The sequence below is a fragment of the Acidovorax sp. CF316 genome, assembly GCF_000276605.1.
In the GTDB taxonomy this organism is placed as follows: domain Bacteria; phylum Pseudomonadota; class Gammaproteobacteria; order Burkholderiales; family Burkholderiaceae_C; genus Acidovorax.
Genome location: NZ_AKJX01000129.1, coordinates 1 through 24,704, shown reverse-complemented (window position 1 = coordinate 24,704; position 24,704 = coordinate 1). Strand labels below are relative to the sequence as shown.

At 67.3% G+C, this 24,704-nt stretch carries 27 protein-coding genes and 1 tRNA gene; 18 read left to right on the top strand and 10 right to left on the bottom strand.

The features are described from left to right. Nucleotides 1-67: 67 nt before the first annotated feature. The 9 genes from PMI14_RS15975 (at nucleotide 68) to PMI14_RS15935 (ending at nucleotide 9,859) form a co-directional block, all read left to right on the top strand. On the top strand, nucleotides 68-859 hold the full coding sequence (locus PMI14_RS15975; RefSeq protein WP_007856068.1) for an SDR family oxidoreductase: 792 nt from the start codon (nucleotides 68-70) through the stop codon (nucleotides 857-859). A 43-nt stretch (nucleotides 860-902) separates the two neighbouring features. Continuing rightward, nucleotides 903-2,153, top strand: a complete 1,251-nt coding sequence (locus PMI14_RS15970) for a branched-chain amino acid ABC transporter substrate-binding protein (protein ID WP_007856067.1) — start codon at nucleotides 903-905, stop codon at nucleotides 2,151-2,153. Between the two features lie 128 nt (nucleotides 2,154-2,281). Then, entirely contained in the window at nucleotides 2,282-3,223 is a 942-nt protein-coding gene (locus PMI14_RS15965) for a branched-chain amino acid ABC transporter permease (RefSeq protein WP_007856066.1), read from the top strand. 4 nt (nucleotides 3,224-3,227) lie between these two features. Next, the gene (locus PMI14_RS15960; RefSeq protein ID WP_007856065.1) at nucleotides 3,228-4,553 is read left to right on the top strand and encodes a branched-chain amino acid ABC transporter permease; all 1,326 of its coding nucleotides are present in this window, start codon (nucleotides 3,228-3,230) and stop codon (nucleotides 4,551-4,553) included. Beyond that, nucleotides 4,550-5,305: an ABC transporter ATP-binding protein gene (locus PMI14_RS15955; protein WP_007856064.1), complete on the top strand. Its 756-nt coding sequence runs from the start codon at nucleotides 4,550-4,552 to the stop codon at nucleotides 5,303-5,305. The genes PMI14_RS15960 and PMI14_RS15955 overlap by 4 nt, the downstream gene beginning before the upstream one ends. Then, nucleotides 5,302-6,021: an ABC transporter ATP-binding protein gene (locus PMI14_RS15950; protein WP_007856063.1), complete on the top strand. Its 720-nt coding sequence runs from the start codon at nucleotides 5,302-5,304 to the stop codon at nucleotides 6,019-6,021. Before PMI14_RS15955 ends, PMI14_RS15950 begins: the two co-directional genes overlap by 4 nt. 65 nt (nucleotides 6,022-6,086) lie before the next feature. After that, on the top strand, nucleotides 6,087-7,028 hold the full coding sequence (locus PMI14_RS15945; protein ID WP_007856062.1) for a 3-keto-5-aminohexanoate cleavage protein: 942 nt from the start codon (nucleotides 6,087-6,089) through the stop codon (nucleotides 7,026-7,028). Between the two features lie 55 nt (nucleotides 7,029-7,083). Further along, entirely contained in the window at nucleotides 7,084-7,992 is a 909-nt protein-coding gene (locus PMI14_RS15940) for an SDR family NAD(P)-dependent oxidoreductase (RefSeq protein ID WP_007856061.1), read from the top strand. A gap of 160 nt (nucleotides 7,993-8,152) precedes the next feature. Next, nucleotides 8,153-9,859 carry a tannase/feruloyl esterase family alpha/beta hydrolase gene (locus PMI14_RS15935; RefSeq protein WP_007856060.1) on the top strand — a complete coding sequence of 569 codons (1,707 nt, stop codon included), beginning with the start codon at nucleotides 8,153-8,155 and terminating at the stop codon, nucleotides 9,857-9,859. Nucleotides 9,860-9,883: 24 nt separating this feature from the next. Here PMI14_RS15935 and PMI14_RS15930 read toward each other — a convergent pair whose 3' ends face one another. The 8 genes from PMI14_RS15930 to PMI14_RS15895 form a co-directional block, all read right to left on the bottom strand. Then, complete coding sequence (locus tag PMI14_RS15930; RefSeq protein ID WP_007856059.1) at nucleotides 9,884-10,216, bottom strand: YciI family protein; 333 nt, start codon at nucleotides 10,214-10,216, stop codon at nucleotides 9,884-9,886. A gap of 37 nt (nucleotides 10,217-10,253) precedes the next feature. After that, nucleotides 10,254-10,691 carry a nuclear transport factor 2 family protein gene (locus PMI14_RS15925; RefSeq protein ID WP_007856058.1) on the bottom strand — a complete coding sequence of 146 codons (438 nt, stop codon included), beginning with the start codon at nucleotides 10,689-10,691 and terminating at the stop codon, nucleotides 10,254-10,256. Then, nucleotides 10,688-11,239 carry an NADPH-dependent FMN reductase gene (locus PMI14_RS15920; protein WP_007856057.1) on the bottom strand — a complete coding sequence of 184 codons (552 nt, stop codon included), beginning with the start codon at nucleotides 11,237-11,239 and terminating at the stop codon, nucleotides 10,688-10,690. Before PMI14_RS15920 ends, PMI14_RS15925 begins: the two co-directional genes overlap by 4 nt. Before the next feature lie 63 nt (nucleotides 11,240-11,302). Further along, a complete protein-coding gene (locus PMI14_RS15915; RefSeq protein WP_007856054.1) occupies nucleotides 11,303-12,292 on the bottom strand; it encodes a tripartite tricarboxylate transporter substrate binding protein in 990 nt (329 codons plus the stop codon). A gap of 105 nt (nucleotides 12,293-12,397) precedes the next feature. Continuing rightward, entirely contained in the window at nucleotides 12,398-12,985 is a 588-nt protein-coding gene (locus PMI14_RS15910) for a VOC family protein (protein ID WP_007856053.1), read from the bottom strand. Between the two features lie 19 nt (nucleotides 12,986-13,004). Continuing rightward, entirely contained in the window at nucleotides 13,005-13,844 is an 840-nt protein-coding gene (locus PMI14_RS15905) for a fumarylacetoacetate hydrolase family protein (protein WP_007856052.1), read from the bottom strand. Nucleotides 13,845-14,071: 227 nt separating this feature from the next. Continuing rightward, complete coding sequence (locus tag PMI14_RS15900) at nucleotides 14,072-14,821, bottom strand: TetR/AcrR family transcriptional regulator (protein ID WP_007856051.1); 750 nt, start codon at nucleotides 14,819-14,821, stop codon at nucleotides 14,072-14,074. A 143-nt stretch (nucleotides 14,822-14,964) separates the two neighbouring features. Continuing rightward, entirely contained in the window at nucleotides 14,965-15,480 is a 516-nt protein-coding gene (locus tag PMI14_RS15895) for a DUF1697 domain-containing protein (RefSeq protein WP_007856050.1), read from the bottom strand. Between the two features lie 265 nt (nucleotides 15,481-15,745). On the opposite strand from PMI14_RS15895, the gene PMI14_RS15890 reads away from it, so the two are divergent. The 8 genes from PMI14_RS15890 to PMI14_RS15855 are packed head-to-tail and all read left to right on the top strand — an operon-like array spanning nucleotide 15,746 to nucleotide 23,023. Further along, a complete protein-coding gene (locus PMI14_RS15890) occupies nucleotides 15,746-16,537 on the top strand; it encodes a GntR family transcriptional regulator (protein ID WP_007856049.1) in 792 nt (263 codons plus the stop codon). Further along, nucleotides 16,534-18,273: a fumarate reductase/succinate dehydrogenase flavoprotein subunit gene (locus tag PMI14_RS15885; protein WP_007856047.1), complete on the top strand. Its 1,740-nt coding sequence runs from the start codon at nucleotides 16,534-16,536 to the stop codon at nucleotides 18,271-18,273. Before PMI14_RS15890 ends, PMI14_RS15885 begins: the two co-directional genes overlap by 4 nt. A 27-nt stretch (nucleotides 18,274-18,300) precedes the next feature. Continuing rightward, nucleotides 18,301-18,534: a ferredoxin family protein gene (locus PMI14_RS15880; protein ID WP_007856045.1), complete on the top strand. Its 234-nt coding sequence runs from the start codon at nucleotides 18,301-18,303 to the stop codon at nucleotides 18,532-18,534. A gap of 49 nt (nucleotides 18,535-18,583) precedes the next feature. Next, on the top strand, nucleotides 18,584-19,996 hold the full coding sequence (locus PMI14_RS15875; RefSeq protein WP_007856043.1) for an ABC transporter substrate-binding protein: 1,413 nt from the start codon (nucleotides 18,584-18,586) through the stop codon (nucleotides 19,994-19,996). A gap of 53 nt (nucleotides 19,997-20,049) precedes the next feature. Then, complete coding sequence (locus PMI14_RS15870; protein WP_007856042.1) at nucleotides 20,050-20,859, top strand: ABC transporter permease; 810 nt, start codon at nucleotides 20,050-20,052, stop codon at nucleotides 20,857-20,859. Next, the gene (locus PMI14_RS15865; RefSeq protein ID WP_007856038.1) at nucleotides 20,856-21,704 is read left to right on the top strand and encodes an ABC transporter ATP-binding protein; all 849 of its coding nucleotides are present in this window, start codon (nucleotides 20,856-20,858) and stop codon (nucleotides 21,702-21,704) included. The genes PMI14_RS15870 and PMI14_RS15865 overlap by 4 nt, the downstream gene beginning before the upstream one ends. Before the next feature lie 10 nt (nucleotides 21,705-21,714). Next, nucleotides 21,715-22,728 (top strand): HEAT repeat domain-containing protein, encoded by a 1,014-nt coding sequence (locus PMI14_RS15860; RefSeq protein ID WP_007856037.1) that lies wholly within the window; start codon nucleotides 21,715-21,717, stop codon nucleotides 22,726-22,728. Continuing rightward, nucleotides 22,718-23,023 carry a gamma-butyrobetaine hydroxylase-like domain-containing protein gene (locus PMI14_RS15855; RefSeq protein ID WP_007856036.1) on the top strand — a complete coding sequence of 102 codons (306 nt, stop codon included), beginning with the start codon at nucleotides 22,718-22,720 and terminating at the stop codon, nucleotides 23,021-23,023. Before PMI14_RS15860 ends, PMI14_RS15855 begins: the two co-directional genes overlap by 11 nt. Before the next feature lie 109 nt (nucleotides 23,024-23,132). On the opposite strand, the gene PMI14_RS15850 is transcribed toward PMI14_RS15855, so the two are convergent. Both PMI14_RS15850 and PMI14_RS15845 read right to left on the bottom strand, forming a co-directional pair. Further along, nucleotides 23,133-23,206 (bottom strand) — tRNA-Cys (locus PMI14_RS15850). Between the two features lie 49 nt (nucleotides 23,207-23,255). Next, a complete protein-coding gene (locus tag PMI14_RS15845) occupies nucleotides 23,256-23,948 on the bottom strand; it encodes an aspartate/glutamate racemase family protein (RefSeq protein WP_007856035.1) in 693 nt (230 codons plus the stop codon). A gap of 26 nt (nucleotides 23,949-23,974) precedes the next feature. On the opposite strand from PMI14_RS15845, the gene PMI14_RS15840 reads away from it, so the two are divergent. Next, on the top strand, nucleotides 23,975-24,704 hold a 730-nt coding region (locus PMI14_RS15840), incomplete at its 3' end, for an AraC family transcriptional regulator (RefSeq protein ID WP_007856034.1).

The window sequence follows — 24,704 nt, the reverse complement described above, 5'->3', positions numbered from 1 at the left end:
CCAACCACTTCGCCGGAGCCAGCAGGCGCTGGGCGGCAATCACCGCAATACAACCGCTTCCTGTCCTATGAGCATCCTGAATTCTCTGGTCCCAGCACCGGGCCTGCGCGTACTGGTGACCGCCGGCGCCAGCGGCATCGGGGCAGCCGTCGCCCGCGCCTTCAGCGAAGCCGGCGCGCATGTACACATCTGCGACATTGATCGCTCCGCCATCGACCGGCTGGTCACGGACATGCCAGGCATCACCGCCAGCGTCGCCGATGCATCGGTCGAACGCGATGTGGACCTGGTCTTCGAGGACATGCTGGGCAGCATGGGCGGGCTGGACGTGCTGGTCAACAACGCAGGCATCGCCGGCCCCACGGGTCCCATCGAAGACCTCAGCGCCCACCAGTGGGAGCGCACGGTGGACGTGAACCTGAACAGCCAGTTCCTCTTCGCGCGGCGCGCCGTGCCGCTGCTGCGCAAGTCCACCCACAGCCCCGGCATCGTCGCCATGAGCTCGGTGGCAGGACGCCTGGGCTATGCCCTGCGCACGCCCTATGCCTCGACCAAGTGGGGCGTGGTGGGCCTGATGAAGTCGCTGGCCATCGAGCTCGGCCCTGCGGGGGTGCGCGTCAACGCCATCTTGCCCGGCACCGTCGAGGGCGAGCGCATGGAGGGGGTGATTGCAGCCAGAGCCTCCAGCGCCGGGATCAGCGTGGATGCGATGCGCGAGGAATACCTGCGCAAGATTTCGCTGCGCCGCATGGTCACACCGCAGGACGTGGCGGCCACCGCCCTGTTCCTGAGCTCGCCTGCGGCCCGCAACATCACCGGCCAGGCGATCAGCGTGGACGGAAATCTCGAGTACCTGTAAGGCACCTGCTGCCGGTACGCCCATATCAACAAAAGGAGACCGTATGAAGATGATCAACCACACCCTCGGCGCTGCCGCCATTGCCGCGGCCGGCGTGTTGGCCAGCGGCACCGCATCCGCACAGAACGTCAAGATCGGCGTGATCGAGACGCTCTCGGGTCCGCAGGCAGCTTCGGGCCTGATGTACCGGACGGCGGCCCGCTATGCCGTGGACCGCATCAATGCCCTGGGCGGCTGGAACGGCCAGCCCGTCCAGCTGGTGGAGTACGACAACCAGGGTGGCCCCACCGGCGCAGCCGACAAGCTCAAGACCGCGATTTCCGATGGCGTGCACCTCATCGTGCAGGGGGCCTCGTCCGCCGTGGGCGGGCAGCTCACCGAGGACGTGCGCAAGCACAACCTGCGCAACCCGGGCAAGGAGATCGTCTACCTGAACGTCGGGGCCGAGGCGCTCGAACTCACCGGAGAAAAGTGCCACTTCCACCATTTCCGGTTCAGCGGCAACGCCCAGGTGCGCACCAAGGCACTCGTGCAGGCGATGAAGTCGGCAGGCGCCCTGGGCAGCCGTGTCTATGCGATCAACCAGAACTACTCCTGGGGCCAGGACATGGAGAAGGCCACGGTCGACAACGCAGCGCCGGGCGGCTACGAAGTGGTCGAGAAAACACTGCACGACGTCAACCGCATCCAGGACTTTGCCCCCTATGTGGCCAAGATCGGGGCGGCCAAGGCCGACACCGTGATTACGGGCAACTGGTCCAACGACCTGCTGCTGTTGATGAAGGCCACGCGCGCCGCCGGCCTCAAGACACGCTTTGGCACCATCTTCCTGGACCAGCCAGGCAACATCGCCAATGCCGGGGACCTGGCCGTCGGCCACTTCATCGCGCACACCTTCAATGCCGAGGCCGGCGGGGCCGAGGGTGAGAAGTTCGTCAACGACTACCGCACCAGGACCGGCAGCGCGCCTGTAGCCACCGACCCGCAGACCGTGTTCGGTCTGCTGATGGTGGGCGATGCCCTGGGCCGCGTGAAACCCGAAGGTGGCAAGTTCAACGTGAACGCCTTCGCTCGCGCACTGGAGACCACGAAGATCTCGACACCGAACGGCGAGATCAGCATGCGGGCGGACGACCACCAGGCCCTGCTGCCCCTGGTCGTTTCTACGGTCTCCAAGGAGGCCCGCTACAAGGTGGACAACACCGACATGGGCTTCAAGCCGGTGAAGCTGTTCTCGGCCCAGGAAGCGGCTACGCCGGCCCAGGCCAGCTGCAAGATGCAACGCCCCTCCTGATGGGCAGGCGCCCCGCGCGGGGCGCCACGTCTCCCCTCGCTGTTTGCGTCCCACGAGATCCCGGCGGCCCCACGGCCCGCCGCGGGTTGTCGCTCGTCCGCCTTTTTCCTCGCGAACCACACACTCCTATGGACACCCTCATCGTTTCGTTGCTGAACGGAACCATCTACGGCCTGCTGCTGTTCATGGTCTCTGCCGGCCTCACGCTCATCTTCGGGATGATGGGCGTGCTCAACTTCGCGCACGCATCGTTCTACATGCTGGGTGCGTACTTTGCCTACGCCCTCACCGACGTGCTGGGCTTCGCCCTGGCCCTGGTTGCAGCCACCGTACTGGTCGGACTGGTGGGCGTGGGGGTGGAGAAGTACTTTCTGCGCCGCGTGCACCACCACGGCCATGCCCATGAGCTGCTGCTCACTTTCGGCCTGTCCTTCATCATTGCCGAGCTGATCAAGCTGTTCTTCGGCAATTTCCCGGTCAACTACCGCCTTCCCCACGGGCTGGACTTCGCGGCGTTCTCCATCGGCGCGGCCAGCTATCCCGCCTACCGGGTGTTCATGGGGGCGGTGGCGGTGGCCATGTTCGTGGTGATCTACCTGCTGCTCACACGCACCCGGGTGGGCATCGTCGTGCGCTCGGCCATCTACCGGCCGCGCATGGCCGAAGCGCTGGGGCACAACGTTCCCCTGGTGTTCATGGGTGTGTTCGGCGTGGGGGCGGCCCTGGCCGGCCTGGCCGGCGCGGTGGCCGGCGCCTTCTACACCACCAATCCCAACATGGCCCTGGAGCTGGGCGTGATGGTCTTCGTGGTGGTGGTGGTGGGCGGCCTGGGCTCGCTCGGGGGCGCCATGCTGGCCTCGCTTCTCATCGGCGTCATCACCTCGCTCGCGGTGGCCATCGATGCCAGCCTGGCCGACCTGCTGGCGGTGTTCGGCGTCCGCGGCTGGGCCGAGGGCGTGGGCGGGCTGCTCACGCTCAAGCTTTCCAGCCTTGCCGCCACCCTGCCCTTCGCACTCATGCTGCTCGTGCTGCTGGTGCGCCCCTCCGGTCTCCTGGGTGAAAAGGCCTGATGCCATGACCACACGCCATCTCCTGCTTGGCAGCCTGTGCCTGGGCGCCGCCATCCTGGCGGGCCTGCCCTCCCTGCTGTCCGCGGGCCTGCTCAACGCAGCCATCCAGATGCTGATCGCGGCGCTGTTCGCCTCGGCCTACAACGTGGTGTGCGGCCAGGCCGGCATGCTGTCGTTCGGCCACGCGGCCTACTTCGGCGTGGGTGCTTTCGCCACGGTCCACGCCATGAACGCGGTCGGGGGCGCCGGCATTGTCCCGACCCCGCTGCTGCCGCTGGCCGGCGCACTGGGAGGGCTGGCGGTGGGCGTGATCGCGGGCTGGTTCTCCACCCAGCGCACGGGCACCTACTTCGCCATGATCACCCTGGCGATCGCAGAGCTGCTGCACTCCATCGCTCCGCACATCAAGGGTGTCTTCGGCGGCGAGGCCGGCGTTTCCAGCATGCGCATGCCCTCCTTGGGTCTCAGCTTCGGCTCCACCGCCGAGGTGTACTACCTGACGCTGGCCTGGGTGCTGCTCTCCCTGCTGCTGCTGTACCTGTACACCCGCACCCCCGTAGGCCGGCTGGCCCTGGGCCTGCGCGAGAACCGCCACCGGCTGGCCTTCCTGGGCTACGACGTGCACCGGCTCAGCGTTCTGGTGTTCACGGTGTCGGCCATGTTCTCGGGCATCGCGGGCGGCCTGCAGGTCATCAACAACGAAGCGGCAAACTACGTGCTGTTCGAGAGCACGCTCTCAGCGGCGGCCGTGCTCAACACCTATATCGGTGGCGTGGGTACCTTCCTCGGGCCGGCGCTGGGAGCGGCACTGATGACGTTCTTCGGCTACGCGGTGTCGGACCTGACCCAGTCCTGGCTGCTCTACCAGGGCATTGTCTTCGTGGTGGTCATGATGTTCATGCCGCAGGGGCTGGCAGGGCTCGCGAGCGGATCGGTGTTGCTGTGGCGCAGGGTCGGCCCGTTGCGGCTCGCGCCCGTGGTCGCACTCTTCACAGCTGCGACGGTCCTGCTTGGCAGTGGCACGGCCTTCGTGGTGGAGATGCTTCGCCGCGTGTTCTCACGCGACTACCGTGCCTCGCTCGGCACCGATCCCTCGGCGCCCTGGCCAGCCATCCCGCTCTTCGGCGTGGATTGGGTGCCCCTGGCCTTGACCACCTGGCTGGTGCCGCTCGCGCTGCTGGCCGCAGGCGTTGCGCTCGCCTGTGTCGCCAGCAGGCAGCTGCGGACGCTGCAGGACGAGCGCCAGGGCGGCGACAGCCCCGCTGCATCGCCCGCGACCCCGGCCACCGCACCTTCCACCATCACCACCCGCACACAGGAGCCCGCATGACCGACTCCATTCTCTCCCTTCGGGGCCTCAAGAAGTCCTTCGGCCCGACCGAGATTATCCGGGGCGTGGACCTGGACCTGCGGCCCCGAGAGCGCCATGCGCTCATCGGCCCCAACGGTGCGGGAAAATCCACCCTGTTCCACCTGATCTCGGGCAACCTCACACCGACCTCGGGCGAGATCGTGTTCGACGGCGCGCAGATCCAGGGCAAGGCGCCCCAGGAGATCAACCGCCTGGGCCTGTCACGCTCGTTCCAGATCACCAACATCTTTCCCAAGCTGACGGTGTTCGAAAACCTGCGGCTGGCCGTCATGCGCTCGCATGGCCTGCAGTACACGTTCTGGAAATTCATCGACAGCGTCGTGCGCGTGCGCGAGCAGACCGAACACCTGCTGGAACGGGTGCGCCTGCAGTCACGCGCACGGATGATGGCGGCAGAACTCTCGTACTCGGAGCAGCGCTCTCTCGAGATCGCCATGACCCTGGCCTCGGACCCCCAGGTCATCCTGCTGGACGAGCCCATGGCGGGCATGTCCAACGAGGAAACCGACTACACCGCGCAGCTGATCTGCGAGGTGACCCAGGGCCGCGCGCTCTTCATCGTCGAGCACGACATGCAGGTGGTCTTCTCGATCAGCGACCGCATCAGCGTGCTGGTCTACGGCCAGGTCATCGCCACGGGCACCCCCGACGAGATCCGGGACAACGCCGCGGTGAAGGAAGCCTACCTCGGCGAGGAGGTGCTGGCATGAGCCCGGACGCAACGCTTTTGGGCGTGGACCAGCTGCATGCGCACTATGGCAAGAGCCACATCCTGCACGGCGTCTCATTCGACGTGCGCCGCAATGAAGTGGTCAGCCTGCTGGGCCGCAACGGCTCGGGCCGCTCCACCACCATGAAGGCGCTGATGGGACTGGTGCCCCCCACTACGGGCACCGTGCGCCTGCAGGGGCGCGACATCACGGGCCAGCGCCCATTCACCATCTGCCGCGCAGGCCTGGGCTACGTACCCGAGGAGCGCGAGGTCTTCGGCAACCTGACCGTGGACGAAAACCTGCACATGGGTGAACAGCCCGCCGTGCCGGGCGCAGTGCAGTGGACGGTCGGGCAGATGTTCGACTACTTCCCGCGCCTGAAGGAGCGGCGCAACACCAAGGCGGCCAGCCTCTCGGGCGGTGAGCAGCAGATGCTGACGATCTGCCGGTCGCTGCTGGGAAATCCGCTGGTGCTGCTGGTCGACGAACCCACGGAGGGCCTGGCGCCCAAGATCGTCACCGCCGTGGGCGAGTGCATCCGCGACATGCACCGGCGCGGTGTCTCGGTCGTGCTGGTCGAGCAGAAGCTGGCCATTGCCCTGAAGGTGTCCACGCGCGTCTGCGTGATGGGACATGGCCGCATCGTCTTCGAAGGCACGCCCGCAGAGCTGTCGTCCGACGCGCAGTTGCTGGCCGACTGGCTGGCCGTGTGAGCGCGCCCTGCGCCCCCTGTTTCCTTTCCCCACCTCTCCTTGCGACCCGTTATCCGAGCAACGCCATGGACAACCACCTGAACAAAGTCATCATCTCCAGCGCCGTGACAGGCTCGGTGCACACACCCAGCATGTCCCCCTACCTGCCGCTGACACCCGATGAGATCGCCCGGCAAGCCATCGACGCCGCCGAAGCTGGCGCGGCCATCCTGCACCTGCATGCGCGCAACCCCGCCGACGGCAGCCCCACCGCCGACCCCGCCGTGTTCGCGCAGTTCGTGCCGCGCATCAAGGCCGCCACGGATGCGGTCATCAACATCACCACCGGAGGCAGCACGCGCATGACGCTGCAGGAGCGGCTGGCCTATCCGCTGCTCGCCCAGCCGGAGATGTGCTCGCTCAACATGGGCTCCATGAACTTCTCGATCCACCCCGCAGCGCGCAAGATCTCCGAGTGGCGCCATGGCTGGGAAAAGCCCTACATCGAGGGCATGGAAGACCTGATCTTTCGCAACACGTTCCGCGACATCAAGCACATCCTGAAGGTGCTGGGCGAGGACTGCGGCACCCGCTTCGAATTCGAGTGCTATGACGTGGGCCACCTGCACAACCTGGCCCACTTCGTGGACGAAGGGCTGGTGAAGGGGCCTTTGTTCATCCAGGCCATCTTCGGCATCCTGGGTGGGCTGGGGCCCGACCCGGAGAACCTGTACGTGATGAAGTCCACGGCCGACCGGCTGTTCGGCCGCAACGGCTACCGCTTCTCGGTGCTGGGCGCCGGGCGCCACCAGATGCCGCTGCTCACCATCGGGGCGGCCATGGGCGGCAACGTGCGGGTGGGGCTGGAGGACAGCCTGTACCTGGGCAAGGGGCAACTGGCCACCTCCTGCGCGGACCAGGTGCACAAGATCCGGCGCATCCTGCAGGAGCTGTCCCTGGAAGTGGCCAGCCCCGCCGAGGCGCGGACCATGCTCGGCCTCAAAGGCGCGAGCGCGACGGCCATCTGAGCGCGTGCGCCCCTGAAGAAACCTGATTCATCTGAACGAAGCGAGAGGAACATCAATGAGCAAGCTGTTGCACAACAAAGTGGCCATCGTGACCGGAGCCGGCGGTGGCCTGGGGCGCTCGCACGCGCTGGAACTGGCGCGCCATGGCGCACGCGTGGTCGTCAACGACCTGGGTGCCGAGCGCACCGGCTCCCCGGCCCAGCGCGTGGTCGCGGAGATCCTACAGTCCGGGGGCGAGGCCATGGTGGACGGCGCCGATGTGACCCAGCCGGAGCAGGTGCAGGCCATGGTCGACAAGGCGGCCGGCCTGTGGGGGCGGATCGACATTCTGGTGAACAACGCGGGCATCCTGCGCGACAAGTCGTTCGCCAAGATGTCGCTGGATGACTTTCGCCTGGTGGTGGAAGTGCACCTCATGGGGGCCGTGCACTGCACCCGCGCGGTGTGGGAGCTCATGCGGGCGCAAGACCATGGCCGCATCGTCATGACGACCTCGTCTTCGGGGCTGTATGGCAACTTCGGGCAGGCCAACTACGGCGCGGCAAAGATGGCGCTGGTCGGCCTCATGCAGACTCTTGCGCTGGAGGGGGAACGCCACGGCATCCGGGTCAACTGCCTGGCGCCCAGCGCCGCCACCGGGATGACGCATGGCGTGCTGCCGCAGGACGCATTGGACAGCCTGGCGCCCGAACGGGTCAGCCCGGGGCTGATCGCTCTGGTGGCCGACGATGCGCCCACCCGCATGATCCTGCTGGCAGGCGCCGGCAGCTTCGAAAGCGCCCACATCACCATGACCCAAGGCATCCATGTCAGCGGCGGCCCCGACGCCGCCGAGGTGGTGCGCAGCAGGCTGCCGCAGGTGCAGTCCCGTGCGCAGGAAATGGTCCCCGCCTCGGGATGGGAGCAGTACCGGCACGAACTCGCCAAGGCGGGCTTGCAAGCGCAGGTCGCCACCGCTGTCTGACGGCGGCCCGGCGCCCGACACCGTGGGCAGCGCATATGTGCCGAGCATCCCAGGTGTCTGGCGCGCACATTGCCCTGGCTGTCTGGCCCATCGAGACTCGTCTCGGGCGGCGGCCCTAGGCGCTGCCCGGCATTCCATCCAAAAACACAAGGAGACAAGCATGAGACAGTTCTATGCGCTCAATACCCCCGGACGGTGGGCTGTGCTGGCCCTCGCCAGCGCGGCGGTGATTGCCTGCGGCGGCAATGGCTCGGCGGACGCTGCGCCGGCACCCCTGGCCTGCGACAAGCTGGCGGGGCTGGCCATCCCGGCATCCGCCATCCAACTGCCCACATCGGGCGGCAGCGTGCTCACCGCCACTCCAGTCGAAGCGAGCGGCAGCGGCGTCGCCACGGTACCGGCCCATTGCCTGGTCACCGCACGCATCGGCCCTGTCGACGCCGCGGCACCCGACATCCGCTTGAACGTGGCGCTGCCCATGGCCTGGAACAACAAGGCCATGATGTTTGGCGGCGGCGGCTTCAACGGCTCGGTTCCCAACGTGCGGGGCAATGTCTCCAACGGCCCCCTGGACCAGCCGACACCTCTGGGCCGCGGCTATGCCACGTTCGCCAGTGACTCGGGCCACCAGGCCAACGCCTACGGATCGCAGGACGGGACCTGGGGCCTGAACGACGAAGCCGTGCGCAATTTTGGCGGCGATGCGCTGAAGAAGACGCGCGACGCGGCCATGCACATCGTCAAGGCGCGCTACGCCGCCCATCCACAGAAATCGTACTTTGCAGGGGGTTCCACGGGCGGCCGCGAAGCGCTCGCCGCCATCCAGCGCTGGCCAGCCGACTGGGACGGTGCCATTGCCTGGTACCCGGCGTGGAACGACGCGGCGGCACTGCTGGGTGGGCATCGCAGCAACATCGCCCTGGCCCAGCCGGGCGCCTACCCCAATGTGCCCAAGCGGGCACTCGTCTACAAGGCCGCCATGGAGGCCTGCGACGCGCTCGACGGCATCCAGGACGGGCTGATCAGCAACCAGAGGCAATGCAATGCCAGCTTCGACCCGGTGCTGGCCACGGCGGGCGGTGCGCCACTGCGCTGCGCAGGTGGCGCCGATACCGGTGACAACTGCCTGTCCGACGCGCAGATCCGCGCGCTCAAGGTGATAAACACCGACACGGTCTTCCATTTTCCGCTGGCCAGCGGCGAAACACGCTACCCGGGCTACAACGTCTGGGGTGCGGACCTGGGCATCGCGTCCAACCCGTCTCCCGTGCAACCCACGGTGACCTTCCTCGCGCTGGGCACCACCGCGCCGGCCATGCCCGTGCCCCGCACAGCCCCCTACATCAGCGTGCTGGTGGACCAGTGGATCAAGTACTCGGTGACGCGCGACGCCAGCTTCAACTCGCTGCTGCTGGACCCCGAGAACCCCGGTCCCTGGGCCCCCCGCATCAGCGAGCTCAGCCGCCAGCTGGACACCGCAACCGACATCTCAGCCTTCGCAGCGAAGGGAGGAAAACTCCTGCTGGCGCACGGTCTGGCCGACGTGCTGGTCAGTTCACGCGCCACGGAGGACTACTACCGCCGTCTTCAGAGCCAGATGGGCCCGGAGCGCGTGCGCAGCTTCGCTCGCTACTACGAGGTCCCCGGCCTCGGGCATGCGGTGAGCACGGCCTTCAATGCCACCTGGGACTCGGTGACGGCCCTGGAGCGCTGGGTTGAAAGCGGCACCGCCCCCGGCAACCAGATCACCACCGACGCCACAGGGGTCCCCGGGCGGACCCGGCCCCTTTGCGACCATCCCCTGTGGCCAAAGTACAAAGGCACGGGCGACGTGAATCTGGCTGCGTCATTTACCTGCGCAGAGTAGCCGCCTGCCATCAAGAGGGGCACGTCAGCGCGCGAACGCGGTGATGCGCCCCAGATCACGCGGCGGCGCCCCCGCCTTCTGCGGCCACACATTGAGAAACGGGTGGATGGAAACCTGTCCGTAGACGCCCTGCTGCGTATACGGCTCGTCGCGCAGCCAGGCGTCCAGCGCTTCGCGGTCCGGGAAGTCGGCGACGACCAGGCTGCCGATCATGGTGACGCCATCCTCGGCGAATATCGGGCCTGCAAGCGCCAGCTGGTCTGCCACCTTGGCGACCTGGGCCTTGTGCTGGGGCCGCAGCGCCGCCCGGCGTTCCGACTGGTTGGGCGCATCGGTGCAGTACAGCATGAACAGCATGTCTGTCATCACTCCATGGGAAACGGAACGCAGGGGGTCAGGGCTTCATCGCCATCTCGATGCGGCGTTCGGCAATGCGCCAGCCGGCTGCCGTGCGCCGGTAACGGTCGCGGTAGATCACGACGGACGGCGCACCTGCTGCCGTGGCGGGCGCGCCCGGCTGGTCCGCCACGCCGCTGAAAAACAGCACATAGCAAAAGCCGGTGGCCTCGTCGGGCGATGCCCGCTCCACGCGGATGTTGGTGCACAGATGGCAGGTCGCCACCGTGGCCGGCCGCGCATCCAGGAAGCGCTTCAGCTCGGCATGGCCGCACATCCGCGTACCCATGCGGTCGAGCACCCCATCCTCGGTGAACAGGTCGAGCCACGCGCCGTACCGGCGCGCATCGATGTGGTTGGCGAAGTCAATGCACAGGCGCGTGCAGGCCGCCTCGTCGAGCGCGTCTGCCGCGGCCACAGGGGGATGGGTGTTCATGGGACCAACCTGGCGGCGAATGCCGAAAACCGCTGCATGTAGGCAGCCAGAAACACCCGCGTGTCCTCGACGGCAATGTCCCCGGCCGCGTCGATCAATCCTGGCTTGAAAGACACATAGGCCTCTCCGCCCAGCACGCTGGAGCCCAGGATGCCCAGGATCTGGCGCAGGTGCTGCTGCCCGACAGCGGTGCCGATGGCACCCGGCGACGTGCCCGTCATGGCCACCGGCTTGTCGCGCCACACGTTGCGATCCATCGGCTTGGAACCCCAGTCGATGGCATTCTTGAGCACTGCGGGCAGCGACCGGTTGAACTCCGGCATCACGAACAAAAAGGCATCTGCCCGTGCGCACTCGCGTGTGAAGTGGTTCACCGCTTCGGGCCGGTTGGCCTCCAGATCACCGTTGTACATCGGCAACTCGTCGAGCGCGACATGGCGAAACCGGAGATTCTCCGGGGCGAGGCGCACGAGCGCGTCGGCCAGCTTGCGGTTGATGGATTCGCGGCGCAGACTGCCCACGAGGATGGCGACGTCGATGGCTTGCATGGATTTCCTGAAATGGTTGGGGGGTGGTGCGACAGCACGGGCGTCAGCCGGTGCGGGCGTGCTTCATTCGACCTTGCCGATCTTGCGGATGATGTCCCTGGCCTGCTGGATCTCGGCAGACCAGTACTGCTGGAAATCCGGCCCATCCAGATAGGCGACCATGCCGCCGCTCTTGCTGTAGATGTCAGCGAAGGGCGCGTCCGCGGCAGCCGCGCGCAGTGCCTGTTGCAGGCGCCGCACGACCTCGGGCGCGGTCTGCGAGGGCGCAAAGACGCCAAGCCAGTTGACATAGTCGATGCGCAGGCCCGCCTCTGCCAACGACGCGGGAACAGGGGCCCTGGTCCACCGCTCCGTGCCGTAGCTCGCCAGGTAGCGGAGCTTGCCGGACTCCACCTGCGCGGAGATCAGCGAGCGGCTGAACACCGCGAAATCCACCTGGCCGCCCAGCAGGGAGGTGATCATGGGCGCGCCACCGGTATAGGGAATGTGGTTGAACCTGGCGCCGGCCGCATCGGCCAGGATGGCGGCGGGAATGTGGCTCGGGCCGTAGTTCCCGCTGGAGGCGTAGGTGACTTCACCGGGCTTCGCCTTGGCCGCCGCGATCAATTCGGCCGCCGAGCGGTAGGGACTGTCGGCACGGACTACGATGGCCACCGGGTCCGATGTGATGCGCGCCACGGGAAGCAGTTGCTCGAGCGTGAACGGCGGCGTCTGCCGGTTCACGATCGCCTGCTCGGGCAGGGTGGCCAGGGTCGAGAAGGTGAACAGCAGCGTGTAGCCGTCGGCCTTGCTGTTGGCCACGGCCGTGGCACCGATGGCACCGCCAGCGCCCGCCCGGTTGGAGACCACCACGGTTTGGCCCAGGCTGCGCTGCAGCGCGGGCAGGAAAGCCCGCAGTGCCGTATCGGCAGCACCACCGGCGGCAAACGGCACGACAAGGGTGATCGGGCGCGAAGGATAGGTGTCCTGCGCCAGCGCAGGGGCCGAGCAGGCCGCCATGCCGGCGAACAGGAGGACCCGGCACAGGGCCGATGCCAATGGAAGGGGCTTCATGGGGGTCCAGTCAATGGCGCAGTGCGCCCTCAGCCACCGCTGCCCCGGCAAGACCGCAGGCGCGTGGCAGCGAACGAAGAGAGAAGAGAAATCGGTGGCTCGGCGTCAGCCCATCAGCGATCCGCGGATGTCCGACACCGGAAGCTGCACACGCCGGGGCAGAAAGTCGGATGCCGGCGCTCCCGCGCGCAGCTTTGCCAGGAGTTCCTCGGGGTCGAACTCGACGCCAATCGGATTGGTCTCGAACTGCGGGCCATCCATGAACGCATTCGCAGCGTCGTTGTCGTCAAAGCAATCGGCCTGGAACTCCATCTGGTTGCCGTCGGGGTCCGCGTAGTACAGCGAGATGGTGATGCCATGGTGGATGCACCAGTAGGGCATCACACCTTTGCCCTTGAGCTCCTCGTACTTGTCCAGCAGCTCGGTCAGATCGCGGTAGCCGTAGGCGACGTGGTCCATGCCGGGCTGGCCACGTGGAGAGCGCGCACCGGACTCGCCCTCGCCCTTGATGATCCCCAGGTTGAGCAGCGCAACGCGGTGGTGTTCGTGGTCGTAGGTGACGAAGGCGATCACCGGGCTCTGGTACTGCACCTCGCCGTTGAACACGGCGACATACCAGTCGAGCATGCGCTGGAACTGGTAGGTTCGGTAGACGACATGCGCGAAGCTCTGCGGGCGAATTGGGGTGGACATGGTGTGCATTGCTCCTGGTTCAGATGACACGCTGGCGCTGGGTGCCGAGGGGCCCTGCGCTCAGGGTCATCACGTCGCCGCGCTGGAGAAACACCGGTTCCGGTTTCGTCCCCAGCCCCACTCCTTCCGGCGTGCCGGTGATCACCACATCGCCTGGCAACAAGGTCATGAACTGGCTGAGGTGAGAGACGATCTCGGCCACGGAGAAGATCATGTCCGCCGTGCTGCTGCGCTGGCGCACCTGGCCGTTGACCTGCAGCTCCAGCGGGATGCCCTGCAGGCCCTCCAGCTCGTCCGGGGTCACGAGCCAGGGCCCGATCGGGCCGAAGCCGTCGAAGCTCTTGCCCTTGCTCCAGGTGCCCCCGCGTTTTGTCTGCCAGTCGCGTTCCGACACATCGTTGGCGAGGCAGTATCCGGCGACATGCTCCAGTGCCCTGTCGACCGCGACCTGGCGCGCGGTGCTGCCGATCACGAGGCCGAGCTCGATCTCCCAGTCACCGGTCTCGGCACCCGGGGGCAGCGTGACGTCGTCGTCGGGCCCGGACAGCGAAGTGATCGCCTTCGAAAAAATCACCGGCTCCTTGGGGATCTCCATGCCCGCCTCGAGCGCGTGCTTTCGGTAGTTCAGCCCGATGGCGATGAACTGGCGTGTTCCGGCAACAGGCGTGCCGAACCGCGTGCCCTTGGGGACCAGGGGCATGCGCGCCAGGTCGATCGCAGCCAGGGCCTGCAGCTTCTCAGGTGCCAGCCAGTCGGGGGTGAAGTCGGCCACCAGCAGCGACAGGTCGCGTGCCTGCCCATCGGCATCCAGGGCACCGGGTTTCTCCTGGCCTGCGGGGCCATGTCGTAGCAATTTCATGAATCGGTCTCTTGCAGAGCCTGTCGCAGCAAGCGACGTGGCGAATGCACGAAGTATGCGAAGGGACCGGTGCAGCCACCATCGAGAGATACCTTGGGTCAAATTGACGAATTGTCATCCGCCGCAGGCGCACGGCAGCCAGGCGACAGCATGCGTGTCGCGGGCCAGGCGCCCGCGCGGGAAAGCACCGCCTGCAGCGAATGCCGCGGCGCAACCGGCCCGGTCTGCTAGTCAGCCTTCAGCGGCAACCACGCCTGCAGCTCGCCAGACTCCCACGCCTCCAGATGCTTTTGGGAAAACGCCACGGCACGATCGGCCAGCTCCGCCGAGGCACCCAGCGAGAGGAACAGCATGTGCTGTGCAGTCTCCATGTACCGCTGCAGGTCTGCCACTCCGCGCCGGCAGGCCTGCACGGTGTTGGCGGAAGCGCCCAGCACGAACTCGGTGGCCGCGATCGCATCCTGGAAGTGGAAATAGCCAGCCGCCTTGCCGTCCTCCAGATCGCGCAGGATGCTCTTGCCCAGCCGCGACTCGCACTGCCAGGTGTCCAGCCGCACCACGAACGAAGCCCATAGCGGGTCCTGCCAGGCACGGACCATGAACACGCGAAACCCCACGGCGGCACGTGCCCAGGGCTCCTTCAGGCAGCTGTGGAGCTGGTCGATGTCCCGCATCATCTGGTCCTGCGCCTGGAGGCCGGCCGCCAGACAGGCCTTGTCCAGCGAGTCGAAGTAGGTATAGAACGTCCCGCGGGAAATCTTGGCCTCGCGCACCACGTCCTCGATCACCGGGGCATCGTCGCGGATCCGCACCATCACCCGCTGGGTGGCGGCCAGGATGCGCGCACGCATTTCTTCCCGCCTTCTGCGCGCGGTCTCCACCCGGTGGTCCAGCGCGACTCCATCGGACGCCTGCACTGCGAAATGGGAGGCAGGTGAAGGAGGCTGCTCGACGAGGCGCTTGTTCGATCTGGCCATGCCGGAAACCCTTGTGTGGAGCGACATCGCGGACCAAAGCGTCTCCGGCCGACGTCAACACCGGTGGCACACTGGCCCCGCACCACGCCCTCGCGGACCTGGAGCCAGCACAGCCTAGTTTATCGGTTCGCTCCACACCACCGCTAGGAGGCAGCGCACTTTCGCACCGTTTCCAGCGTTCTGGTCGTGATGGCCTTGCCGAATTTTCTCTCGAGCAGAGCCCCGAGCGCAGCGCCTTTCTCGTCGGGAACATAGGCTGAAAACACTTCCGTGTGCTCGAGCTTGAGGATGCGGGCGTGCGCTTGCCCTATCGGAAGCACGATCTCTGCGTCGCAGGGCTTGCGAAGAAAGGTAATGACCGGTTTCGCGTTGGCGGCAAGCTTGAAATCCGCGAACGGCTCCCGCCCCACCAGCCGCCCAAGGAAGGAAGACGGACGGACAATGGTTTGAAAAATCCGTCCAAGGTGCGCCTCCATTGCGGCCTCTGCCGCGCCCTCCAGGACGGGAACGATGTCGGGCTTTGCAGAAAAGGCCACGTTTCCGCTGGACAGCAGGGTCTTCACATCGCAAAAGCCAGCCGCCTCGAAGCAGCGCTTGAGTTCTGGCATCTTGCAGTTCATGGGGCTGACGCCCCGCAGAAAAGCGACATAGCGTTCCACAGTCACTCCAGGTGTGGTTTGACAAAAGTCTACTGCCGCCTGACAGAGAGACGTGTTCGGGGCGGATCACCCCGCGCACATCCAGGCCGGTGCCACGGGTTTGGACAACCGGCATGGCGCGCGGGACTGCGCGATGCCAATGCCGATGCGGGCCATCCGCACACTCAGCATTTTTCAAATATAGAAGCACGTTTTGGTTATTTAACCGAAGAAGCGTCGCTGGCTAGCATCAGACCCAACCCAACTGGTCATAACAAGTCAGCCAATGTCTTCAGCCAAGGTCCTCGCACCGATCGCCTTCTCGCCCGTTCCCCTCTATACGCAGGTGCGCGAGACCTTGCGCGAGCGCATCCTCGATGGCACCTACGCGCCCCATGCCCAGCTACCGTCGGAGAGCGACATGGTGGCGCTGTTCCAGGTCAGCCGTATCACGGTGCGCCAGGCGCTGAGCGACCTGCAGCGCGAGAACCTGATCTTCAAGATCCCGGGCAAGGGCACCTTCGTCACCAAGCCCAAGGCCTTCCAGCACCTGGGCCAGCTCGAAGGCTTCGCCGAGGCCATGGTGCGCATGGGCTACGAGATCCGCAACCAGGTCACGAGCCACAAGACCGTGCCCGCCTCACCGCGCGTCGCCCAGCGCCTGGGCCTCGACCAGGGTTCACCCGTGGCGCAGATCAAGCGAGTGCGCAACCTCAACCGGGCGCCCGTGTCCTATGAGGTGACCTATCTCCCGCACGCCATCGGCGAGCGCCTGCGCCAGGCGGACCTGGCCGGGCGCGACATCTTCCTGATGCTGGAGAACGACTACGGCATCGCACTCGGCCACGCCGACCTGCAGATCGAGGCCATGCTGTCCGACGAAGTCCTGGCGCGGGCGCTGAGCGTGCCCGAGGGCACGGCCGTGCTGCATGTGGAGCGCCTGACCCACACCGCCAGTGGCGCGCCGCTGGATTTCGAAGACCTGTACTTCCGCGGCGACGCCTTCCAGCACCGCCTGCGCATTGCGCGCACGCCGCCGGCCCCCGACCGCAACCACCCCGCAAAGGCCACCCCATGAACACCATTACCCGCACCGTGGACGTGCTGGTCATCGGCGGCGGCACGGCCGGCCCGATGGCCGCCGTCAAGGCCAAGGAGGCCAATCCCGCGCTCGAAGTGCTCTTGCTGGAGAAGGCGAACGTCAAGCGCAGCGGCGCCATCTCGATGGGGATGGACGGCCTGAACAACGCGGTGGTGCCAGGCTTCGCCACGCCCGAGCAGTATGTGAAGGAAATCACCACGGCCAACGACGGCATCGTCAACCAGAAGACGGTCATGGCCTATGCGCGCAACAGCTACGCGATGATCGAAGAGCTCGACAGCTGGGGCGTGAAGTTCGAGAAGGACGATACCGGCGACTACGCGATGCGCAAGGTGCACCACATGGGCACCTACGTGCTGCCCATGCCCGAGGGGCACAACATCAAGAACGTGCTCTACCGGCGGCTCAAGCGTGCGCGGGTGGAAATGACGCAGCGCCTGGTGGTGACGCGCCTGCTCACGGCGGCCGACGGCGGCATTGCCGGCGCCATGGCCTTCGACTGCCGCACGGCCGAGTTCCACGTGGTCCGCGCCAAGGCTGTGGTGCTGGCCACCGGCGCCGCTGGGCGGCTGGGGCTTCCGGCCTCGGGCTACCTCTTCGGCACCTACGAGAACCCGACCAACGCCGGCGACGGCTACAGCATGGCCTACCACGCGGGCGCCGAGCTCTCGGGCATCGAGTGCTTCCAGATCAACCCGCTGATCAAGGACTACAACGGCCCTGCCTGCGCCTACGTGACCGGACCCTTCGGTGGCCACACTACCAACAACAAGGGCGATCGCTTCATCGAGTGCGACTACTGGAGCGGCCAGATGATGATGGAGTTCTACAACGAACTCCAGGGTGGCAACGGCCCCGTCTTCCTCAAGCTGAACCACCTGGCCGAGGAGACCATCGCCACCATCGAGCACATCCTGCACACCAACGAACGCCCGAGCCGGGGCCGCTTCCATGCCGGGCGCGGCACCGACTACCGCGCGCAGATGGTGGAGATGCACATCTCCGAGATCGGCCTGTGCAGCGGCCACTCGGCCTCGGGGGTGTGGGTGGACGAACACGCGCGCACCACCGTGGCGGGCCTGCATGCGGCAGGCGACCTGGCCTGCGTGCCGCACAACTACATGCTCGGCGCCTTCGTCTACGGCAGGCTCGCCGGGGAAAGCGCTGCGCGCCATTGCGCAGAGACCGACCTGCCCGCCCTCGATGCCGGGCAGGTCGCGCGCGAGCATGCGCGTGTCACCGCACCGCTGCTGCGGGGCAGCGGCGGCCTGCCGCCCGCGCAGGTCGAATACAAGCTGCGCCGCATGGTCAACGACTACCTGCAGCCGCCCAAGGTGACGCGCAAGATGGAGATCGGGCTGGCGCGTTTCGAGCAGATCCACGAGGACCTGGAACAGCTCAGCGCCCCCGGGCCGCATGAGCTGATGCGCGCCATGGAGGTGCACGCCATCCGCGACTGCGCCGAGATGGCCGCACGCGCCTCGCTGTACCGCACCGAGAGCCGCTGGGGTCTGTACCACCACCGCGTGGACTTCCCCGAGCGCAACGACCGCGACTGGTTCTGCCACACGCAGCTGCAAAAGCAGGGCGAGGCCATGGTGAGCTTCAAGCGGCCGATCGATCCCTACATCGTGCCGCTGGATGCCCACGAGATGTCGGCCTACCAGCACCTGCGCGTGCCCGCCACGGCGCGTGAAACGGCCGAGACCTGACCACCCCCAACACCCCAAGAAGACCCCATGCCACTCGCCTTCAACCCCACCAGCGTGCCCGTGCGCGTGGACGAGGACAAGTGCATTGCCCACAAGGGCTGCACCGTCTGCGTCGACGTCTGCCCGCTCGACGTGCTCGCCATCGATCTCAGCAAAGGCAAGGCCTTCATGAAATTCGACGAGTGCTGGTACTGCATGCCCTGCGAAAAGGACTGCCCCACCGGGGCCGTCACGGTCGATATCCCGTATCTGCTGCGCTGAGAACCTGTTCGAGGCAGCAGCCCTGTCTATCCAACCGGAGGAAACCACGATGAGAAACGCACGATCCCTGGCCCTGTGGGGCGCAACCCTTGCCCTGGCGCTGGCCTTTCCGGCTGCCCAGGCCGAGACCATCCGCATCGCCATCGGCACGCAGGACACCACGATCAACTGCGCCACCGGTGGCCTGCTGATCCGTGAGCTCAAGCTGCTGGAGAAATACCTGCCACGCACCGGCAAGTACAAGGACGCGCAGTACCAGATCGAGTGGAAGAACTTCACCTCCGGCGCACCGCTGACCAATGAAATGGTGGCGGGCAAGCTCGACCTGGGCTCCATGGCCGACTTTCCGGGCAGCTTCAACGGCGCGGCCTTCCAGAAGGCGGGCAAGAAAAGCATCTTCATCACGGTGCTCTCCGGCAGCACCACCGGCAGCGGCAACGGCATCGTCGTGCCCAAGGATTCCAAGGTGCAGTCGCTCGCCGAGCTCAAGGGCCGGACCATCTCGGTGCCCTTCGCGTCGACCTCGCACGGCATGCTGCTGCGCGCCATCCAGGCACAGGGCTGGGATCCGCTCAAGGATGTCACCATCACCACCCAGGCGCCCGAGGTGGCAGGCCCGGCGCTGCAGGCCGGCAAGGTCGAGGCGCACGCGGACTTCGTGCCCTTCGCCGAGCTGTTCCCCTACCGCGGCTTCGCACGCAAGATCTACGATGGCTCGCAGGCGAATGCGCCCACTTTCCATGGCAGCCTGGTCGATGAGGACTATGCCAAGAAGTACCCCGAGATCGTCGCCGCCTACCTGCGTGCCGCGCTCGAAGCCGATCGCCTGGTGGCCGCCGAACCCGAAAAATACAGCGAGCTGATCGCCAAGGTCACCGGCATCGAGGCCGAGGTCAACTACCTGTTCCACGGCCCGCTGGGCCTGCAGACGCGCGACCTGAGCTGGAAGCCCGAATACCGCCAGGCGGTGAAGACCTCGCTGGAGACCTTGCGCCTGCTCAAGCGCACCGACAACGACATCGATGCCGAGGCCTTCGTCCAGGACGGCTACATCCGCACGGCCTTCAAGGAGGCAGGCCTCGACTACGACCGCCAGCTCAAGAACTATGCCCGCGCAGCGCTGGTGGCCAAGGACGCCGTGACCGGCAAGCCCATCACCGACGTGGCCCGCGTGGCCCAGGTCTGGGTGGCCGGCGAACCGCTGGTGCGGCACTACGCCTCGCCCGAGAATGCCCTGGGTGACCTGAACAGGCTGGAAAAGGCCGGCAAGAAGGCCCGCGTGGTCTACGCCCAGGACCGCAACAGCGGCAACAAGCTGCTCGCGGCCGATGCCTGGTTCGTGCTGGGCGCCAAGGGCGAGGTCGATGCCTTCCTGCTCAAGGAGCAGGCCGATGCCTGGGCCGCCAGGCACGGGGGCAAGGTGGCGGACTTTGCCGGCGTGCGCGCTGCGCTGGCCGGCTAACGGCCCGCCCCACCGACCTGACTGCACCACGCGCCAACCGCTCCTGACCGACCATGGCCAGTTCCACCTCCCTGCCCCTGCGCGCCGGCCTGCCGCGCGCGGCCTGGCGCATCGCAGCGCTGCTCGCCTGCGTGCTCGCCTGGCATCTGGCCACCGGCCAGCGCATCAACCTGGGTTTCATCACCTTCCAGAACGTGCCGCCGCCGCGCGAGGTGGCCGCGTCCGCCTGGGCCCTGGTGCAATCGCCGCTGGTGCTGCAGCACCTCGGCGCCAGCCTGCGCCGCGTGTTCATCGGTTTCGGGCTGGCCGCCGTGGTGGGCGTGGCGCTGGGCCTGGCCATCGGGCGCGCCCGCTGGGCCGAAGACACGCTGCTGCCGCCGCTGGAAGTCCTGCGCCCGATTCCTGCCGTGGCATGGATTCCGCTGGCGATCCTCATGTTCCCCTCGTCGGAGGCGTCGATGGTGTTCATCACCTTCGTCGGTGCGCTGTTCCCGGTGCTGCTCAACACGGTGCATGGCGTGGATGGCGTGGATGCGCGCCTCGTGGCGTCGGCACGCAGCCTGGGCGCGGGCCGCCTCGCCGTGTTCCGCGAGGTGGTGCTGCCCGGGGCACTGCCCAGCATCATCACGGGCCTGGCCATCGGCATGGGCACGGCGTGGTTCTGCCTGGTCACGGCCGAGATGATCTCGGGCCAGTTCGGCATCGGCTACTACACCTGGATGTCCTACACGATCCAGAACTACGCCGACATCGTGGTCGGCATGCTGTGCATCGGTGTGCTGGGCATGGGCAGCAGCACGCTGGTGCGCCACGCCGGCCAGGCGCTGATGCCCTGGCGCGCGTTGCAGGAGCAGCGCTCATGAAGGCCGACGTGCGCACCGGGCGCATCGCCATCGACGGCCTGCGGGTGCGCCTGGGCCAGGGCGCCCAGGCCTTCGATGCCGTGCAGGACATCACGCTGCACGCCGAGCCCGGCGAGTTCATCTGCCTGCTCGGCCCCTCGGGCTGCGGCAAGTCCACGCTGCTGGGCGCGCTGGCCGGCCACCTCACGCCCGCCGGCGGTGCCATCCGCGTGGACGGCGAGCCGGTGCACGGACCGCATCCGGACCGCGGCCTGGTGTTCCAGCACCACACCCTGTTTCCGTGGAAGAAGGTGCTGGACAACGTGGCATTCGGCCTCAAGATGCAGGGCGTGGGCCGCCGCGAGCGCCATGCGCGCGCGCAGGAGATGCTGCGTGTCGTCGGCCTCGGCGACTTCGCGGGCTTCTACCCCTCGCAACTGTCGGGCGGCATGCAGCAGCGCGCGGAAATTGCGCGCGTGCTCATCAACCGTCCGCGCGTGATGCTCATGGACGAGCCCTTCGGCGCGCTCGACGCCCAGACCCGGCTCATGATGCAGCGCCAGCTGCTTGATGCCTGGGCGCGCGTGCGCACCACCATCGTCTTCATCACGCACGACATCGACGAAGCCCTGTTCCTGGGCGACCGGGTGCTCGTGATGGGGCCACGGCCGGGCCGCATCGTCGCCGAGTTCGCGCTCGGCTTCGCGCGGCCGCGCGATCCCTCGCTGGTCACCTCGCCCGAATTCACCGCGCTCAAGCGGCAATGCCTGCAACTGCTGCATCCCCATGCGGCGGCCAGCGCGCCGCTGGAACGCCTCACGCCGCTGGGTGCGCCCACGGCTGCACAACTGCGTTTCGCCATCTAGACCACCGCCAATGAATCCCTCGACCCTCGACGATCCCGAACTGCAGGCCCTTGCCGAACGCCTGGCCTCGACCGATGCACAGGTGCGCCGCATCGCCGTGATGGACCTCGGCGATCTGGCCGACGAGGCGCATGCGCCCTGGCTGGTCGCGGCCCTGCGCGACGATACGCCGGCCGTGCGCGCCGCGGCCGCGCTGGCGCTGGAAACCATGGAGCAGCAGGACGCGGTGGAAGGCCTGGCCCAGGTGCTCGACGACCCCGATGCCCAGGTGCGTGAGGCCGCCGCCCACAGCCTGGCCGAGCTGAAAGACCCAGCCTGCGCGGCATGGCTGCTGCCGTACGCGAATGGAGGGCCTGCGCGGGTGCGCGCGGCCGTGCTGCGCGCCCTGCGCGAGCTGCGCGTGCCGGCGAGCGCCGCGCCTGCGCTGGCGGTGCTGCAGGAGCCAGGCCCTGGGCAGGACACGGCGGAGGCCGTGGCGCTGCGCCGCGAAGCCATCGGCGTGCTCGGCTACCTCAAGCATGCGCCCGCGCTGCCCGCCCTGGCCGCGCTCGCGGTGACCGACGCCGTGGACGAGGTGCGCCGTGCGGCCGTGGGCGCACTCTCCTTTGCGGCCGGCGACGCCGGCGCCCGCGCCGCGCTGGAAACAGCGCTGCGCGATGCCAGCTGGCAGGTGCGCGAGGAAGCGGCCACCGCGCTGGGCAAGCTGCAGCAGCCGGCGGCCACCGGCGCCCTGCTGGTGGCGCTGGATGATGCTTACTGGCAGGTGCGCCTGCGCGCTGCGCGCAGCCTGGGCCGCTTGCGCAGCGCCGACAGCGTGGCCCCGCTGCTCGCGGCACTGGGCCACAGTATCAGCAACCTGCGCAAGGAGGCGGCGCTGGCCCTGGGCGAAATCGGCGATGCCGCAGCGCTGCCCGGGCTGGAACAGGCGGCGCATGACCCGGACCCGGAAGTGCGCAAGTCCGTGCGCCTGGCCATCGCACAGATCGCTGCCGCAGCGCAGTCGGGCACACCCCATGGCGCCTGACTCCATCGTCGACCACCGTGCACGTGCGGCACTCGAGTTCTTCTGGGCGGACGGGGAGCGGCAGGTGGTGGCCTACCCCGTGCTGCGCGCCCACTGCCCTTGCGCCGACTGCAAGGCATTGCGCGGCAATGGTTTGAGCGGGCTGGTCCCGGAGGCCGCGGTCCAGGTGGCAGCCATCCAGCCGGTGGGAGCCTACGGGGTGCAGTTCGTGTTCAGCGACGGGCACGACCGCGGGATTTTTCCGTGGGGGTTTCTCAGGGGATTGCTCGAACGGCAGCACGCCAGCGGCTCTTAGCCCAGAAACAGCCCGCTGAAGCCGGGACAATACGGGCGATGGACGACCAAAAGAAAAAAGCCCGCTATCGATGAAATAGCAGGCTTTTCAATACTGACTTGGAAAATTCTGGAGGCGCGAACCAGAGTCGAACTGGTCTAACCGGATTTGCAATCCGGGGCATAACCGCTTTGCTATCGCGCCGTGAGCCTCAGATTCTAACCGAATTTGCGGCAGGTCTGGAAAACCACCGCTATGCCAGAGCGAAGTCCACGGCCGCACGAGCGTGCAGCGCCGTGGTGTCCAGCAACGGCAGCGGGCTGTGCGCCTGCTGCACCAGCAGCGAGATCTCGGTGCAGCCCAGCACGATGGCGTCGCAGCCCTGCGCCTGCAGTTGCGCAATGGCACGCTGGTAGAAGCCGCGCGAGGCGTCGCGCACGATGCCCTGGCACAGCTCTTCGTAGATCACGCGGTGCACCTCGGCGCGCGTGGGCGCGTCGGGGGTGACGACCTGCAGGCCGTGGTCCTGCGCAAGCTTGTCCTTCAGAAAGGGCTGCTCCATGGTGAAGGCAGTGGCCAACAGGCCCAGCCTGCGCAGGCCGCACTGGCGTGCCGCCTCGCCCACGGGCGCGGCAATGTGCAGGAACGGCAGGGGCGTGGCGGCGGCGATGGTGCCGGCCAGCTTGTGCATGGTGTTCGTGCACAGCACGATGGCGTCGGCGCCTGCGGCATGCAGGCGGCGTGCGCTGCCGGCCAGCAGCTCGCCCGCGTCGTCCCAGCGGCCTTCGTGCTGGGCCTGGGCGATGGGGCCGAAGTCCACGCTGTGGATGAGCAGCTGCGCCGAGCGCAGCGGACCCAGGCGGGTGCGCACCTCCTGGTTCATGAGGCGGTAGTACTCGGCAGTGGATTCCCAGCTCATGCCACCGATCAGGCCTATGGTCTTCACACGAAGCTCCTTTGCAAAAAAGTGCCATGATCCGGGCCGTGCAGTCCATCGTCTATCACGGAATTTCAGCGGCCCCTGCCCCTGGCCTCACGGTGGAACTGCTCGCGCGCGCGCCCTACAGCGCCCATGACAACCCGCAGTGCGCCTCGCTGGGCATGGCGCTGGAGCGGCAGATGGGCGTGCACGCCTTCGGCACGGACCGGCGCGAGGACTTCGACACTTGGATGGGCACCCTCTCGTACACGCCGCCGGGCCTGGACGTGTTTTCGGAATCGCCCATAGGCGGTGAGTACCTTGTGATCCGCTGGAATGCTGCGCCCGACGATGGCACAGCTGGCCCGCCCACGCGCCCGCAGTGCACCGCCCCACCCGCCCTGCTGCGCCAAGCCCTGGCCCTGCGGGGGCTGCTGGTGCGCCAAGCCCCGCCTGCAGCGCTGGAGCCCCTGGCGCAAAGCCTGCTGGCTGGACTGGATGCCATGCAGGCCGCCCCCGCCACCCCCAGTGCCCTGGCCGAACTGCGGCCACTGTACGCCCGCGTGCTCGAGCGCATCGACGACGAGGTCGGCCACCCCGATGAGGACCTCTCGCTCGCCGCGATGAGCGCCTGGCTGCAGCTCACGCCGCTGGCCTTTTTGCGCCACTTCAAGCAGCTCACCGGCATGACGCCCCACGCCTACGTCAACGAGCGCCGGCTGCAGCGCGCCCGCCACATGCTGCATGCCGTGCCGCAGGGCACGCTGGCCGATGTGGCGGCCG

What these genes read in the sequence shown, in the direction of transcription:
- PMI14_RS15975 (WP_007856068.1), top strand. Translation starts at nt 68, where the DNA reads ATGAGCATCCTGAATTCTCTGGTCCCAGCACCGGGCCTGCGCGTACTG.
- PMI14_RS15970 (WP_007856067.1), top strand. Translation starts at nt 903, where the DNA reads ATGAAGATGATCAACCACACCCTCGGCGCTGCCGCCATTGCCGCGGCC.
- PMI14_RS15965 (WP_007856066.1), top strand. Translation starts at nt 2,282, where the DNA reads ATGGACACCCTCATCGTTTCGTTGCTGAACGGAACCATCTACGGCCTG.
- PMI14_RS15960 (WP_007856065.1), top strand. Translation starts at nt 3,228, where the DNA reads ATGACCACACGCCATCTCCTGCTTGGCAGCCTGTGCCTGGGCGCCGCC.
- PMI14_RS15955 (WP_007856064.1), top strand. Translation starts at nt 4,550, where the DNA reads ATGACCGACTCCATTCTCTCCCTTCGGGGCCTCAAGAAGTCCTTCGGC.
- PMI14_RS15950 (WP_007856063.1), top strand. Translation starts at nt 5,302, where the DNA reads ATGAGCCCGGACGCAACGCTTTTGGGCGTGGACCAGCTGCATGCGCAC.
- PMI14_RS15945 (WP_007856062.1), top strand. Translation starts at nt 6,087, where the DNA reads ATGGACAACCACCTGAACAAAGTCATCATCTCCAGCGCCGTGACAGGC.
- PMI14_RS15940 (WP_007856061.1), top strand. Translation starts at nt 7,084, where the DNA reads ATGAGCAAGCTGTTGCACAACAAAGTGGCCATCGTGACCGGAGCCGGC.
- PMI14_RS15935 (WP_007856060.1), top strand. Translation starts at nt 8,153, where the DNA reads ATGAGACAGTTCTATGCGCTCAATACCCCCGGACGGTGGGCTGTGCTG.
- PMI14_RS15930 (WP_007856059.1), bottom strand. Translation starts at nt 10,216, where the DNA reads ATGCTGTTCATGCTGTACTGCACCGATGCGCCCAACCAGTCGGAACGC.
- PMI14_RS15925 (WP_007856058.1), bottom strand. Translation starts at nt 10,691, where the DNA reads ATGAACACCCATCCCCCTGTGGCCGCGGCAGACGCGCTCGACGAGGCG.
- PMI14_RS15920 (WP_007856057.1), bottom strand. Translation starts at nt 11,239, where the DNA reads ATGCAAGCCATCGACGTCGCCATCCTCGTGGGCAGTCTGCGCCGCGAA.
- PMI14_RS15915 (WP_007856054.1), bottom strand. Translation starts at nt 12,292, where the DNA reads ATGAAGCCCCTTCCATTGGCATCGGCCCTGTGCCGGGTCCTCCTGTTC.
- PMI14_RS15910 (WP_007856053.1), bottom strand. Translation starts at nt 12,985, where the DNA reads ATGTCCACCCCAATTCGCCCGCAGAGCTTCGCGCATGTCGTCTACCGA.
- PMI14_RS15905 (WP_007856052.1), bottom strand. Translation starts at nt 13,844, where the DNA reads ATGAAATTGCTACGACATGGCCCCGCAGGCCAGGAGAAACCCGGTGCC.
- PMI14_RS15900 (WP_007856051.1), bottom strand. Translation starts at nt 14,821, where the DNA reads ATGGCCAGATCGAACAAGCGCCTCGTCGAGCAGCCTCCTTCACCTGCC.
- PMI14_RS15890 (WP_007856049.1), top strand. Translation starts at nt 15,746, where the DNA reads ATGTCTTCAGCCAAGGTCCTCGCACCGATCGCCTTCTCGCCCGTTCCC.
- PMI14_RS15885 (WP_007856047.1), top strand. Translation starts at nt 16,534, where the DNA reads ATGAACACCATTACCCGCACCGTGGACGTGCTGGTCATCGGCGGCGGC.
- PMI14_RS15880 (WP_007856045.1), top strand. Translation starts at nt 18,301, where the DNA reads ATGCCACTCGCCTTCAACCCCACCAGCGTGCCCGTGCGCGTGGACGAG.
- PMI14_RS15875 (WP_007856043.1), top strand. Translation starts at nt 18,584, where the DNA reads ATGAGAAACGCACGATCCCTGGCCCTGTGGGGCGCAACCCTTGCCCTG.
- PMI14_RS15870 (WP_007856042.1), top strand. Translation starts at nt 20,050, where the DNA reads ATGGCCAGTTCCACCTCCCTGCCCCTGCGCGCCGGCCTGCCGCGCGCG.
- PMI14_RS15865 (WP_007856038.1), top strand. Translation starts at nt 20,856, where the DNA reads ATGAAGGCCGACGTGCGCACCGGGCGCATCGCCATCGACGGCCTGCGG.
- PMI14_RS15860 (WP_007856037.1), top strand. Translation starts at nt 21,715, where the DNA reads ATGAATCCCTCGACCCTCGACGATCCCGAACTGCAGGCCCTTGCCGAA.
- PMI14_RS15855 (WP_007856036.1), top strand. Translation starts at nt 22,718, where the DNA reads ATGGCGCCTGACTCCATCGTCGACCACCGTGCACGTGCGGCACTCGAG.